The 12,248-nt window shown below is 58.4% G+C and carries 11 protein-coding genes and 1 pseudogene; 5 read left to right on the forward strand and 7 right to left on the reverse strand.

Features of this window, described 5'->3' with window-relative positions:
- Position 1 precedes the first annotated feature (1 nt).
- Entirely contained in the window at positions 2 to 667 is a 666-nt protein-coding gene (rnc, locus tag DY250_RS04635; RefSeq protein WP_115611201.1) for a ribonuclease III, read from the forward strand.
- Entirely contained in the window at positions 664 to 1,566 is a 903-nt protein-coding gene (gene era, locus DY250_RS04640) for a GTPase Era (protein ID WP_115611202.1), read from the forward strand. Before rnc ends, era begins: the two co-directional genes overlap by 4 nt.
- A 263-nt stretch (positions 1,567 to 1,829) precedes the next feature.
- Here the strand turns inward: era and DY250_RS04645 are convergent, their stop codons facing one another.
- The 7 genes and pseudogenes from DY250_RS04645 to DY250_RS04670 form a co-directional block, all read right to left on the reverse strand.
- On the reverse strand, positions 1,830 to 2,282 hold the full coding sequence (locus DY250_RS04645) for a nuclear transport factor 2 family protein (RefSeq protein WP_006984305.1): 453 nt from the start codon (positions 2,280 to 2,282) through the stop codon (positions 1,830 to 1,832).
- Positions 2,283 to 2,749: 467 nt separating this feature from the next.
- The gene (locus DY250_RS04650; protein ID WP_425455472.1) at positions 2,750 to 3,478 is read right to left on the reverse strand and encodes an IS256 family transposase, variant Zn-binding type; all 729 of its coding nucleotides are present in this window, start codon (positions 3,476 to 3,478) and stop codon (positions 2,750 to 2,752) included.
- Between the two features lie 57 nt (positions 3,479 to 3,535).
- Positions 3,536 to 3,628, reverse strand: a pseudogene (locus tag DY250_RS15050) (IS1/IS1595 family N-terminal zinc-binding domain-containing protein); the annotation flags it as partial.
- Positions 3,629 to 3,834: 206 nt separating this feature from the next.
- The gene (locus DY250_RS04655; RefSeq protein WP_115611206.1) at positions 3,835 to 4,209 is read right to left on the reverse strand and encodes a YqcC family protein; all 375 of its coding nucleotides are present in this window, start codon (positions 4,207 to 4,209) and stop codon (positions 3,835 to 3,837) included.
- 107 nt (positions 4,210 to 4,316) lie between these two features.
- Positions 4,317 to 5,807: an NCS1 family nucleobase:cation symporter-1 gene (locus DY250_RS04660; protein WP_115611207.1), complete on the reverse strand. Its 1,491-nt coding sequence runs from the start codon at positions 5,805 to 5,807 to the stop codon at positions 4,317 to 4,319.
- Between the two features lie 343 nt (positions 5,808 to 6,150).
- Entirely contained in the window at positions 6,151 to 7,209 is a 1,059-nt protein-coding gene (locus tag DY250_RS04665) for an HlyD family secretion protein (RefSeq protein ID WP_115611209.1), read from the reverse strand.
- Between the two features lie 10 nt (positions 7,210 to 7,219).
- Complete coding sequence (locus DY250_RS04670; protein WP_172542205.1) at positions 7,220 to 7,843, reverse strand: TetR/AcrR family transcriptional regulator; 624 nt, start codon at positions 7,841 to 7,843, stop codon at positions 7,220 to 7,222.
- A gap of 108 nt (positions 7,844 to 7,951) precedes the next feature.
- Here DY250_RS04670 and DY250_RS04675 point away from each other — a divergent pair, with 108 nt between their 5' ends.
- The 3 genes from DY250_RS04675 (at position 7,952) to DY250_RS04685 (ending at position 12,241) form a co-directional block, all read left to right on the forward strand.
- Positions 7,952 to 8,758, forward strand: coding sequence for a YwqG family protein (locus DY250_RS04675; protein WP_172542208.1), 807 nt, complete (start codon positions 7,952 to 7,954; stop codon positions 8,756 to 8,758).
- A gap of 122 nt (positions 8,759 to 8,880) precedes the next feature.
- Entirely contained in the window at positions 8,881 to 10,095 is a 1,215-nt protein-coding gene (serA, locus tag DY250_RS04680; RefSeq protein ID WP_115611212.1) for a phosphoglycerate dehydrogenase, read from the forward strand.
- Positions 10,096 to 10,165: 70 nt separating this feature from the next.
- Positions 10,166 to 12,241: an EAL domain-containing protein gene (locus tag DY250_RS04685; RefSeq protein ID WP_115611214.1), complete on the forward strand. Its 2,076-nt coding sequence runs from the start codon at positions 10,166 to 10,168 to the stop codon at positions 12,239 to 12,241.
- Positions 12,242 to 12,248: the final 7 nt, after the last annotated feature.

Here is a 12,248-nt window from a genome sequence, read left to right on the forward strand (position 1 = left end):
CATGCATCCCATCGAAAAAGCGCTCGGCTACACCTTCCGCGACCCTGACCACCTCACCCGCGCCCTGACCCACCGCAGCCACAGCGCCAAACACAACGAACGCCTCGAATACCTCGGCGACGCCCTGCTGGAAACCATCAGCAGCATCTGGATCTACAACAACCGCCCCGCTGTCCCCGAAGGCGACCTCACCCGCCTGCGCGCCACCATCGTCAAAGAAGACAGCCTGGTCGGCGTTGCCCGTCGCCTCAACCTCGGCGAGCACCTGCGCCTTGGCTCAGGCGAACTCAAAACCGGCGGCGCACGGCGTGCCTCCATCCTTGCCGACGCCGTCGAAGCCCTCATCGCCGCCGTGTACCTCGACAGCGACTATGCCACCTGCGAAAGCGTCACGCTTGCGCTGATTGCCCCGGAACTCGTCGCCCTGCCGCAGACCGCCACCCCGCTCAAAGACCCCAAGACGCAACTGCAAGAATACCTGCAAGGCCGTGGCCTGCCGCTGCCGGACTACCAAATCATCAGCGAAAGCGGCCCCGAACATGCGCGTGAATTTCAAATCCGCGCCAGCAGCGGCGAATACATTGCCGAAGCGCATGGCAGCAGCCGCAAAAAAGCCGAACAGCAGGCTGCAGCCGCACTGCTCGCCCAATACAGGAACAAACCATGACCCAACGTGCCGGATACATCGCCGTCGTCGGCCGCCCCAACGTCGGCAAATCCACCCTCATCAACCACCTTCTCGGCCAGAAAATCGCCATCACCAGCCGCAAACCGCAAACCACGCGGCATGCCCTGCTCGGCATCCACAGCAGCGGCGATAACCAGCTCATCTTCGTCGATACCCCCGGCATCCACCAAAACCGCGACAAAGCCATCAACCGCCACATGAACCGCACCGCTTGGCAAAGCATGGACTACGTTGACCTCATCCTGCACGTCAGCGAAGCGGGAAACTGGACGGACGAAGACGACCGTATCGCCGAGGCCCTGCAAAAACAAAGCAAACCCGTACTGCAAATCCTCAACAAAATCGACCGCCTGCGCGACAAAAGCGCGCTGATGCCCGAACTCGCCCGCATCCATGAACGCGGCAACTGGCAGGCCATTATTCCCGTCTCCGCCCTGCACGAACAAAACCTTGCCGACCTCGAAACCACCATCACCCCGCTCCTGCCCGAACAGCCGTGGATCTACCCCGAAGACCACATCACCACGGCGGGGATGCGCTTCATGGCGGCGGAAATCATCCGCGAAAAAATCTTCCGCTACCTGCACCAGGAAATCCCCTACGCCCTCGGCGTCATCATCGACCAATACCAGGAAAACGAACGCCTGGTGGACATTGACGCCACCATCCTTGTCGAACGCGCCAGCCAGAAAGGCATCGTCATCGGCAAAGGCGGCCAGACCCTGCGCCTCATTGGCCAGCGCGCGCGTGAAGAACTCGAACAAATGCTGGAAAAAAAAGTGATGCTGCGCAACCACGTCAAAGTCAAAGACAACTGGCGCGACAACGACGCCATCGTGCACAGTATGGGCAGCGGTAGCGGGACGGAAGACAATTAGACGAACACCGCAGCTGCACAGTTTGACTAAGTGTACCCCGGCTCGCCCTGCACTTGGCTGCCTGAAATACGCACACAAAAAAAACTCCCCCGCCTTTGCAGGTGAGGGAGGTAGGCAGAAAATCGTGATAGTGTCAAAATCTGTCCACAAGGCCAGAATCATGCTGCCTGACGGGCCTGCAATGATGCATACGGCCTGGCGAAAACCGTCTCGTGCCTATTGAAGGCAGGCAGTGATTCCTCGTCATGGACAAGGGAGGATGCTCAAAACATCCCGTTCTTGTGCACCATCTCCGCAGGTATTGATTGGACGACATCCCAATGCTCAACGATTTTGCCGTCATCATTGAAGCGGAAGATATCAACCACTGCTTCGCCCCTTTCGTCCGGTGAATGTTTAATGAATACATGCAGTGCGACCAGATCCCCCTCGGCAATAACCCGCTTGATCTCCGCATGCGACTGCGGGTGCTCTTTCAGGAACGGGATGAAAATGGCGGCGAAAGCTGCACCGCCGTCACCGACGGACGGATTGTGCTGGATGTAGGGTTCTGCGATGTATTTATCAACCGCTTCTTGCACCTTATGTTGATTGAATACGAGTTCATAAAACGCCAGCGCGTTTTCCTTGTTGCGCGCCGTGTTGGTTGTAGCATCGTTGGCGGCAAACGCAAGCGGGGCGGCGGCAAGCAGAGTTGCAAGCAGTAATTTCTTCATAATTTCCTCTCAAATCAAAACAAAATCCGGCGGCTACACGCTGGCGGAATTACCCTCCCGCGCCCCAATTCTGGGTGGCGCAGTACGAAGGAACCATTGTAGGTGTAATAGCGCCGCCCGATATTATCGCTGCGGCTCAAATCATTATCCGGTAGAGCCAAAATGCCAGGTTCTGCCGCAACAGTAGCGTTCAAAATCTGTGGCATCCCTTAATCCGAAGCAGACAGGGAGGACACATGGCCATAGGTGTCTGCCTGTCTTTGTATAGTCGTTTCAAATAGAACGGATTCGTGTTGGCTCGCCTGACAGGGCACTCATAAAAATCGCTGTACGATTTTTATTGGAAATCCTCGCCGTACTATATCTGCATTGTCTTCGGCTCGCCGCCTTGTCTCACCCTATTTGAAACGGCTATACCTATTGGTCAAGCGGGATAAAATCCGGCGTAATGAACAAAATAGGTGTTTTTAGGGCGGATTCTTTGCGAAATAATCTTTTATAAACCAAAAATTACTCTCCTTTTTCAAGCCCCGGTGACGCCGCAAAAGCGGCTTTATTTCGCTGAATCTCCCTTCCAGCAAATTGGTCGTATTCGGGATGCCCAGGTTGGGAAAACGCTCGCAGGTAAACAACCATGGCAGATGCCGTTTCAGCCTGTTGTAGGCAGCGCGCAGGCGCCTATGCGTGTAGCGTGAGTGGCCTGTTTTCTCATTCACGCTGCGTTCGTTCAGGAAGGCGGCGTACTGCTCGTACCAGCACTTGAGCGCTGCTTCAAACGCCGCCTGAGTGGTCTCCGTCAGGGTCAATGACAGGGCCCGCAGCGCCTGTGCTGCCCGGCTTTTAGGCTTTCTGCTCAGGTGGCGCACGATAATTTTGATCTGGTGAAACCGGCACATTTGCGCCGGAATGCCCAGGAAGGCTTGCAGCAGTCCGCTACGTCTATCACAGATAATGCTTTGTATCACGACACCTTTTTCTCGCAATAAAGCGAGCGCCTGCATGTAAAGCGCATTGGTTTCCCGCTCAATTGCCACGACCGTCAAGGCAGCGCTTGCTGCGAGCGTCATAGAGGACCATAACACGCCCCACTTACGACCGAAACAGGTGGTGTCCATGACGAGGTTAACAGGCGCTTGAGGCAGCACGCCATTGGCTTGCGTGGCTGCTTTGGCGAGGTAACGACGGATGGTTTTGATGCTGCATCCGTACTGCCCGGCAAGCTGTGCGGCGGTTTGCTTGCCTTCACTGTAGTACTACTGCCAAAGGATGTTGGGATTTGGCGTTTGCCCGCCGCTGAAACGCTTGTGACAGGACACGCATCTGTAGCGTTGTTTGCCATTTTGGGTGCCATCTTTCCTGACCTGTTTTGAGCCGCAAAAAAGGCATTTTTTGTGTTCAAAGGTTTTGACCTCGCGTAAAGCCTTGCAGCGTAAGGGCTACAGCGATTTTTAACACCTTTTTTGTCCATTACACCTAAAAATCCGGCATTTGCGCCGCTTGGTGCGTTTTTGTCCTGTCATCGCCCGCGCCGCAGGGTAACGTGCCGCCGCTTTTAATGGCGGCGGTAACGTTTCTCAACCAGCGCGAGGTGTTGCGCGCAGTCGGCATCGCCGTTGACCAGGGCATCCAGCGCGCGCATCACCAGCAGCAGTCCGCCGCTGGTATGCGCATCGCTTTTCCAGGCTTCTTCCGCCATCGGCAGCAGTCCGCTGCGCTCGGGCAGGGCGGCATGGGCAGCAATAAAGGCGCGCATCTTCGGGATATACACCCATTGCAGCCATTCGTGGAAGTGCAGGGTGTCAACGCAAAAGGGTTCAGTGCTGGCCAGGGCAGTGTCATCTGGGCTTTTCTCGCTCCAGCGGCCACTTTCCAGCAGGGAGAGTTCGAGGGCGGCCAGCAGCTCGTGCATATGCTCGGTCGGGTGCATGGGATTCCTGTGGTTTTCAATAAAACAGGCAATCATTGTATCGCCGCTTCCCGGCACGATGCCGTCCGGCAAATGGAAAACCGCCCGCATAGGCGGGCGGTGAGCGGTCAGCGACGGGACGTTGGCCGGGTCGAGTAGTAGTAATACAGCCAGCCGCTGGCGACCATGGCAATCAGCAACGAGAAGTTACTGATCATTTTCAGAGCTTCGATGCCGGGCATGGCGGCGAGGATGTTCAGGCCGGGGATGATGACGCAGCAGATACTGAGCAGCGAGGCCGGGATGAGCGCCTTGACTGCCGCCGGATTGACGCCGCCGCGATACCAGTATTGACCTTCCGGGGTGTCGCGGAAGAGATCGGGCACGTGGATTTCCTGTTTTTTCAGCAGGTAATAATCCACGAGGAAGATGCCGTACATCGGGCCGACGGTTGCCGCCAGCATGTCAATGGTGTAGTGGATGATTTCCGGCGAGTTGTAGAGGTTCCAGGGGGTAATGAGGGTGGAGACGACGGCCGCGATCATGCCGCCCTTGCGCCAGCTGATTTTGCCGGGGTAGAGGTTGGAGATGTCGTTGGCGGCGGAGACGAAATTGGCGACGATGTTGATGCCGACGGTGGCGGTGACGAAGGTGAAGGTGAGCAGCAGGGCGATGGTGACGTTATCGATATGGGCGACGATTTCCAGAGGGTCTTCGATGACTTTGCCGAAAACCAGCGGCGTGCCGCTGATGGTGATGACGGCGATCATCGAGAAGAAGGTGAAGTTCACCGGCAAACCCCAGAAATTGCCCCGGTGCACCTCTTTCATGTTTTTGCAGTAGCGCGAAAAGTCGCCGAAGTTGAGGGTGGGGCCGGCGAAGTAGTTGATGATGAGCGACATGCCGACCAGCATTTCGGCGATCGTCTGACCGAAATTAAGCCGATGGGTGGAAAGGTTGAAGTTGATGTTCTCCCAGCCGGCGCGGTGCACGATCCAGGCCATTAGCAGGAACATCACCACATATACCGCCGGCCCTGCCCAGTCGAGGAAGACCTTGATGGCCTGCATCTTCATCAGGAACAGCACCGTCTGCATACTCCACATGATGGCGAAACTGAGCCAGCCGAGATAGGAAAGATTGAGGAAGCGTTCCTCTTGCAGGGAAGCGAGTCCGGGAAAGAATTTGAGCAGGATGATGGCGAGGGCGACCGAGGCGAGATACGTCTGGATGCCGTACCAGACGATGGCGATGATGCCGCGCAGCATGGCGGGGATATTGGCACCGTACACGCCGAAAGGCATCCGCGAGACGACGGGGTAGGGCACGCCGCTTAACTGGCTGGGGCGGGCGATGAGGTTGGCGAGCAGCATCACCACCCAGATGCCGCCGATGAGGACGAGGAAGATTTGCCAGGAGGTGAGGCCGAGCGAGAACAGGGTGCCGGCGAAGATGTAGCCGCCGACGCTGTGCACGTCGGACATCCAGAAAGCGAAGATGTTGTACCACGTCCATTGTTGTTGGGCGGGAATCAGGTCGGCATTGGCCAGCCGCTTGCTCAGGGCGCGATAAATGCGGCGCCGGCGACTGAAGCTGAAACTGATGTTGGACCTTGGCATGGCAACCTCCGTTCATTGCGGTTTGCCATGACTTTACCTGGCGGGCAACGCCTCTGCCTGTGTGCGCGTGACAAGCGACATTCTTTTCGCGACAGCAGGCGGTATGTGGCGGGCACTTCCCCGCTACCTGTCGTGCAAAACCTGTATCTACGCCGCTTGAAGGGCCCGGCAACCACGCTGTTTAGCACGAAAAATCCCTTCCCTCGCTTGCGGGGGAAGGTGCCGCTCAGCGATGGAAGGGGGAAACCCAATGTTTATACCGCTTGGCGGGCTTGAACTCGCTTGGATTCTTCACCCAAAAGCCCGCTTGCGTGGGCTTTTATCTTTTAAAGGGGCTGAATATTCACTGCGGCGGCAGGTGCGTGTTGAGGGTGATTGGCCACGGCTGGCTGCGGTCGGTGCGGACATAGCCGTTGCCGGTCATGCCGCCTTTGAGCAGGCGGTTGTAGCGCTTGGCGGTGTCGGGCGGGATTTTCAGCTTGATTTTGTACATGAGTTTTTCCCGCTCGTTCGGGGTCTCCACGGCTTTCGGCGTGAATTGGGCGTCGCTCGCGATGTAGCTGATGGTGGCGGGGAAGACGGCGTTGATGCCGTCCAGCACGATGCGCGCTTCGTCACCGGTTTGCAGCGGTGCCATGGCGGCGTTTGGCAGAAAGAGGTTCATGCTGATGTCGCCGGGATCAAGCAGGCTGATGACGCGGCTGCCCGCGCCGACGACGTTGCCCGGCTCGACCAGGCGGTATTCAACGCGCGCGGCCAGCGGGCTGCGTACGGTCATGTCGGCATCGGCAGCGGCGGCGGTGTCGGCGGTCGCTTTGGCACGGCGTACACCGGCGGCAGCTTCTTTGGCTTGTGCTTCGACTTGGGCGACAGCGGCTTGTGCTTCGGCGCGCGCGGCTTCGGCGGCTTTGACGCTGGCAACAGCGCGCTGGTAGTCGGCTTCGCGCTTGCTGTATTCGGAGGCGGAGATGAGGTTGTCGCGGCGCATTTGCCGGGCGTTGTCGAGTTCGAGTTTGGCGACTTTTTGTTGTTGGCGGTAGGCGGCGATTTCTGCTTCGGCGCGAGCGACGGTCTGTTTGGCCTGTTTGATGCCCGCTTGCGCGCGCTGCACGGTGTCTTCCGCGCCTTCGGTCGCGGCGCGGGCGGCGGCTAGTTGCCCCGCACTCTGATCGCTCGCGAGTTCGACGAGGACGGCGTCTTTGGCGACTTCGTCGCCTTCGTTCACATGTACGGCCCTGATGCGGCCCGGGTAGAGGGTGGCGACGTCAATGCGGTTCATTTCCAGACGGCCATTCGAGGTGGCGATGTAGTCGGGCAGGGCGGCGGCTTCTTGCTGACGCCACGCCCACCAGCCACCAGCGGCAAGGGCGGCGACGAACAGCAGATAGGCGAGTTTTCTCATGGGGTGCTCCTTAGATGAAAAGGGCGGTGAGCGCCCAGTCGATGCGTTCGGCGATGGCGGCGTCGCTCATCACGGCAGGGGCAAAGTCGGCGGCGATAATGTCCGGCAGGATGCCTGTCGCCTGCATGCGGCTGCCGATGAGCAGCGGTGCAGCAATCGCCCCCATCAGGAAGCCGCTGCGCTGTACGGTGGCAGCGGGTTTGAGCAGGCCGCGTCGTGCGGCGTTATTGAGCAGGTTATAGAGCAGCTCAATGTGGCGCGTGGCGTGCAAGCGGATGAAGTCGCGGATGCCCGTTACTTCGGCGGCGTCGGCGAAGATGTGCGAAACCCAGTCAATGTTTTCCTGCACGAAGACGGCGAGGTAGGTGAGCATGGCGCGCAGGTTGTCGCGTTCGCTGCGGCCGGGGCGGATGTGCAGACTGAGCTGGGCGAAGGCTTCGTCGTATTTGTGTTGCAAGACTTCGGCGATATACGCCTCTTTGTCGGCAAAGAGGTGATGGAACATGCCCGGGCTGAGTCCCGCTTCGGCGGCGAGCAGGCGCACGGAAAGCTGGCGGTAGCCGTAGCGGGGGTAGAGGGTTTTGCCGGCGGCGATAAAAGCGTCACGCGGGTGAGTTTTGGCGGAATCGGTCATGATGGTAAGGGTTGGACGATTGTCCAAGAGTATAAACAGGCGCTGGACGCTTGTCCAATCCGCTATAATCCGCTTGTGTACCATCAGCCGAATCTCCGGAGGTGTTTTATGACAAAGAGTGCACTGGAAGCGGAGCTGCTGCGCTGCGGGTTGCGCCGCTATTGGCAGGCGGCACAGGTGTATGTGCGCAACGCGGTCACGCTCACGGCGCAGGCGGCAGACGAGGTGCCCTTCGGCCGCTCACATCTCGGCGGTGCGGCGGATTTGCCTCTTGACTGGGCATGGCCGATGCGTGGCGACACGCCGTTGTCGCTGGTCGTGCAGATCAATTTCGCTGACTGTCAGGGTTTTGATATGAACAATGTACTGCCGGAGCGCGGCATGCTCTATCTGTTCTACGACTGTGTAGACGGTGGCTGGGGGAGCGAACCGCAAGACCGCGACAGTTTCCGCGTGTGGTTCTACGACGGTGACCGCGCTTTCCTGCTCAGGCGCTATGCGCCAGAAGGCTGGAATTTCCCGGCGGCGGCACTGCAATGCGGCAGGCGCTGGGAAATCCCCGACCGCGAATGCTGGCTGATGCGCGACTACTGGTGGGAGGATTTCGAGAATGTCGCCTGGTGGGAGCGCTGGGATAAATTTACTGGCGAAAAACGGCACAAACTGCTCGGTCATTCCGACAATATCCAGGGAGCAATGGAGCTGCAATGTCAGCTTGCCAGCCACGGCATCCCCTACCGCGCGGCGACGGCGTCACAGCAGGAAGAGGGCTTGACGGAGGGTGCAGCAGACTGGTTGCTGCTGTTGCAGATTGACAGCGATGGCCGCTGCGCCATGCACTGGCATGGCAATGGTCGCCTCTATGTGTGGATTCGCCGCCAGGATCTTGCTGCACGCGACTTCAGCCGCTGCTGAGTGGTATTGCAGAGTGCTTGAGAACCGCTCAAGTAAGTGGACGGGAGCGGCTTTGTCGCTGCACAGGTGGGAGCGAGGGTCTATAATCCGCTTCAAGCTCCATTAAAAAACGGATATAAACCATGCCACACCAAGATACCCGCATCCTGCTGCTGGAAGGCGTACACCAAAATGCCGTTACCACCCTGAAACAGGCAGGATTTGCTCGCGTTGAACTGCTGTCGGGTGCGCTCGAAGGTAATGCGCTGGCAGATGCTCTGCAACGCGCCGACGTGGTCGGCATCCGCTCTCGTACACAGTTGAGCGATGCCGTATTGCAAACCGCGCCGCATTTGCAGGCTATCGGCTGTTTTTGCATCGGCACTAATCAGGTGGCTCTGGATCGTGCCCAGGCATTGGGCATTCCGGTGTTCAACGCGCCTTATTCCAATACGCGCTCGGTCGCCGAGTTGGTGATTGCCGAAATTATCTGCCTGCTGCGCGGCCTGATGCGGCGCAATCAGGCAGTGCACGAAGGCCGCTGGCCGAAGGACGCACATGGTGCCTGCGAGGCGCGCGGCAAAACGCTGGGCATCATCGGCTACGGCAACATCGGCGCGCAGTTGTCGATACTGGCGGAAAACCTGGGGATGCGCGTCATCTTCTACGATATCCAGTCGCGCCTGCCGCTGGGCAACGCCGAAGCGGCGCCGTCGCTGGATGCGCTTCTTGCCCAGGCGGATATTGTCAGCCTGCATGTGCCGGAAAGCCCGGCGACGCGCGAGCTCATCAGTGCGCGTGAGCTGTATCAAATGAAAAAAGGGGCGATGCTGGTGAATGCTGCACGCGGGCAGTGCGTGGTAATTGACGACCTCTGCGAAGCCTTGCAAAGTGGCCATATCGCCGGTGCCGCGCTGGACGTGTTCCCGCAGGAACCAAAATCCGCCGATGAAGCGCTGGAATCGCCGCTGCGCGGCATGGAAAACGTCATCCTTACCCCGCATATCGGCGGCTCTACCATCGAAGCGCAGGCCAATATTGGCCTGGAAGTGGCGGGGCGCTTCATTCAATATTTGAAAAACGGTACGACCATCGGTGCGGTGAACTTCCCCGAAGTGTCGCTACCGCTGCGCGACAACACTCACCGTTTGCTGCATATCCACGAAAACCGCCCCGGGGTGCTCTCCGCAGTCAACCGTCTTTTCGCTGAGCACAACATCAATATCGCCGCGCAAACGCTTTCCACCAAAGACAGCGTCGGCTATCTGGTGATGGACGTGGCGCGCAGCGATTCCGAAGTCGCCCTGGAACAGCTGCAAGGCGTGGACGGCACCATCCGCAGCCGCCGCATTTATTAACCTTTGGCAAGGGACGCCGCTATAATGCGGCATTTTTTCACCTACGAAACCTCAAAAGGGAAGTCCAGTCATGGCAGAAACAGAAGAAACCGTAAAAGAATCCTGCTCGATCCTGATGATCAGTAAGGATATGGAATGGATGCTGGCATTTGGCAAAGGCGTGCAGCGTTTTTACCTCCTGAACGAACGCCGCGCAGAAACCCTGGAAGCAGCCGAATCACGCATGCTGGAAAGCCGCCCCGACCTCGTCATTCTTGCCGTGCAGGATGGCTTGCCGTCGATGGATAAACTGCGCCCCATCGTGCGGGAAAAAATGCATCCGCCGGTGCCGGTCATTGTTATTGACAGCAGACCGGAAGGGCTGGATCAATGGATCAAGCAGGGTGCTGAATACGCTTGCGCCCGCCGCGATTTATTAAGCGCCGTCAAGCACGTGCAGCAAATCATGCGTGCCACCCGTTTCGACGGTATCCTGCACGAGGTCGAAAAAAACGCCAAAGCCGTCGCTGACCGTTACGAACGTATCTATCACGATCTGCCTGACCCGGTCGCCTATGTGCAGGACGGCCTCTTTATCGACGCCAACCCTGCCTTCCTGCGCACCTTCGGTGTCAAAAACCGCGCTGCCCTGGATGAGCTGACCCTGATGAGCTTCGTGCCGCACAAAAGCGAAAAAGGGCTGAAACTGCTCTTGAAAAAAGCAACGGAAAAAGAAGTGGTACCGAGCGAACGCTTTGAATTGCAGACCATCGAAGGCGGCAAAGTGGATATGAACGTCAGCGTCTCCGGCATCACCATTGATGGCGAACCCGGCCTGCAAATGTACCTGCGCAGTGCAGATGCCGGCGGTGGCAGTGTCGGCACCGGTATCGACCCGACCACCAGTCTTGCCGGCCCCCGTGTCCTCGCCGCCTCCATCAAGCAGACGCAGGAACGCAGCGAAGCGAAAACCGTGCTCGGCTACTGGGTCTATGCCTGGGTCGAAAACTACCGTGAACTCTGGCAGCGCGACGGTTACAAGGCAGCGGAAATCCTCATCGCCTCCGTGGCGGAAAATACCAAACGTCTCTTGCCGCCGAGCACGGAAATCGTCCGCTTCACCGATGATGGCCTGGCGCTGTGGCTCACCGGCAACAAAGAAGAAACCATCAAGCGGGTCAACGGCCTGATCACCCACCTGGACGAAGTGGTGCCGGAAAACATCGGTCGCCTCGTGCACCCGAAAGTCTTTGCCGGCATCAACGAAATCACCACGGAAAGTACTTGGGAAGACCTCGTCAGCAAAGGATTTCGCGCTGTGCGCGGCCTCGCTGCCAGCCAGAGCAGCGATCGCGTCGCCGAGCCGATGAGCGGTAACCTCTCGCGCAAAGACGAACGCCGCGTCAACGCCATCCAGAGTATCCTTGACGAACAACGCATTCGTATCCTCTACCAGCCGATCAGCGCCCTGGAAGTCGATGGTGTGCCGCGCTATGCCGACCGCATGCAAGTCTTGCAGGACGATAGCGAAGGTGGTAACGCCGAAATCATGGAAATTGACAAACTGCTCCAGGTCGCCGAACGCTTTGGCCTCGCGCGCCAGTTCGATCGCATCAAGATCAACACCATGTTGCAGGACATCCTCTCCTACAACGGCGACCAGCGCGCCCTGCAATGCTTCATCTCACTCAGCACCGATACCCTGCTGGATGAAACCTTCCCGGACTGGATCAACAGCCAGCTGCGTGCAACCGGGATTGCGCCTGCACAAATCGTCTTCGAGCTGCGCCTTGACAACCTCGCCAGCGGCTTCACCGGCGCGATGCACCTCATCGACAAGATGCGCCCGCAGGGTAGCCGCTTCGCGCTGACTGACATTGGCCGCCTCGATACCAACGTGCGCGAAATGCTGGAACGGGTCAAACCGGAAGTCATCAAACTTGATATGCGCGAAATCGACACCTTCGAAGATAAAGAAGAAGAAGACTTCATGAGAGAAATCAAGGCCTATGCGGAGGCGAACCACGCCATGCTCATTGCTGACCACATGGAATCGCCGGCACAGCTGTCGCGTGTCTGGCCGCACGATATCCAGTACATCCAGGGCGACGGCATCGTGCCACCGATGGAAAAATTCGCCTTCGACTTTAACGAACCGCTGTTCTAAGCCAGCT

The organism is Cardiobacterium valvarum (assembly GCF_900460955.1).
Lineage (GTDB): Bacteria > Pseudomonadota > Gammaproteobacteria > Cardiobacteriales > Cardiobacteriaceae > Cardiobacterium > Cardiobacterium valvarum.

Coding starts and splice junctions, on each gene's coding strand:
- DY250_RS04655 (WP_115611206.1), bottom strand. CDS start 4,209: ATGCACCCGACCGAGCATATGCACGAGCTGCTGGCCGCCCTCGAACTC.
- DY250_RS04675 (WP_172542208.1), top strand. CDS start 7,952: ATGACAAAGAGTGCACTGGAAGCGGAGCTGCTGCGCTGCGGGTTGCGC.
- DY250_RS04670 (WP_172542205.1), bottom strand. CDS start 7,843: ATGACCGATTCCGCCAAAACTCACCCGCGTGACGCTTTTATCGCCGCC.
- DY250_RS04660 (WP_115611207.1), bottom strand. CDS start 5,807: ATGCCAAGGTCCAACATCAGTTTCAGCTTCAGTCGCCGGCGCCGCATT.
- serA (WP_115611212.1), top strand. CDS start 8,881: ATGCCACACCAAGATACCCGCATCCTGCTGCTGGAAGGCGTACACCAA.
- DY250_RS04645 (WP_006984305.1), bottom strand. CDS start 2,282: ATGAAGAAATTACTGCTTGCAACTCTGCTTGCCGCCGCCCCGCTTGCG.
- DY250_RS04685 (WP_115611214.1), top strand. CDS start 10,166: ATGGCAGAAACAGAAGAAACCGTAAAAGAATCCTGCTCGATCCTGATG.
- DY250_RS04665 (WP_115611209.1), bottom strand. CDS start 7,209: ATGAGAAAACTCGCCTATCTGCTGTTCGTCGCCGCCCTTGCCGCTGGT.
- era (WP_115611202.1), top strand. CDS start 664: ATGACCCAACGTGCCGGATACATCGCCGTCGTCGGCCGCCCCAACGTC.
- rnc (WP_115611201.1), top strand. CDS start 2: ATGCATCCCATCGAAAAAGCGCTCGGCTACACCTTCCGCGACCCTGAC.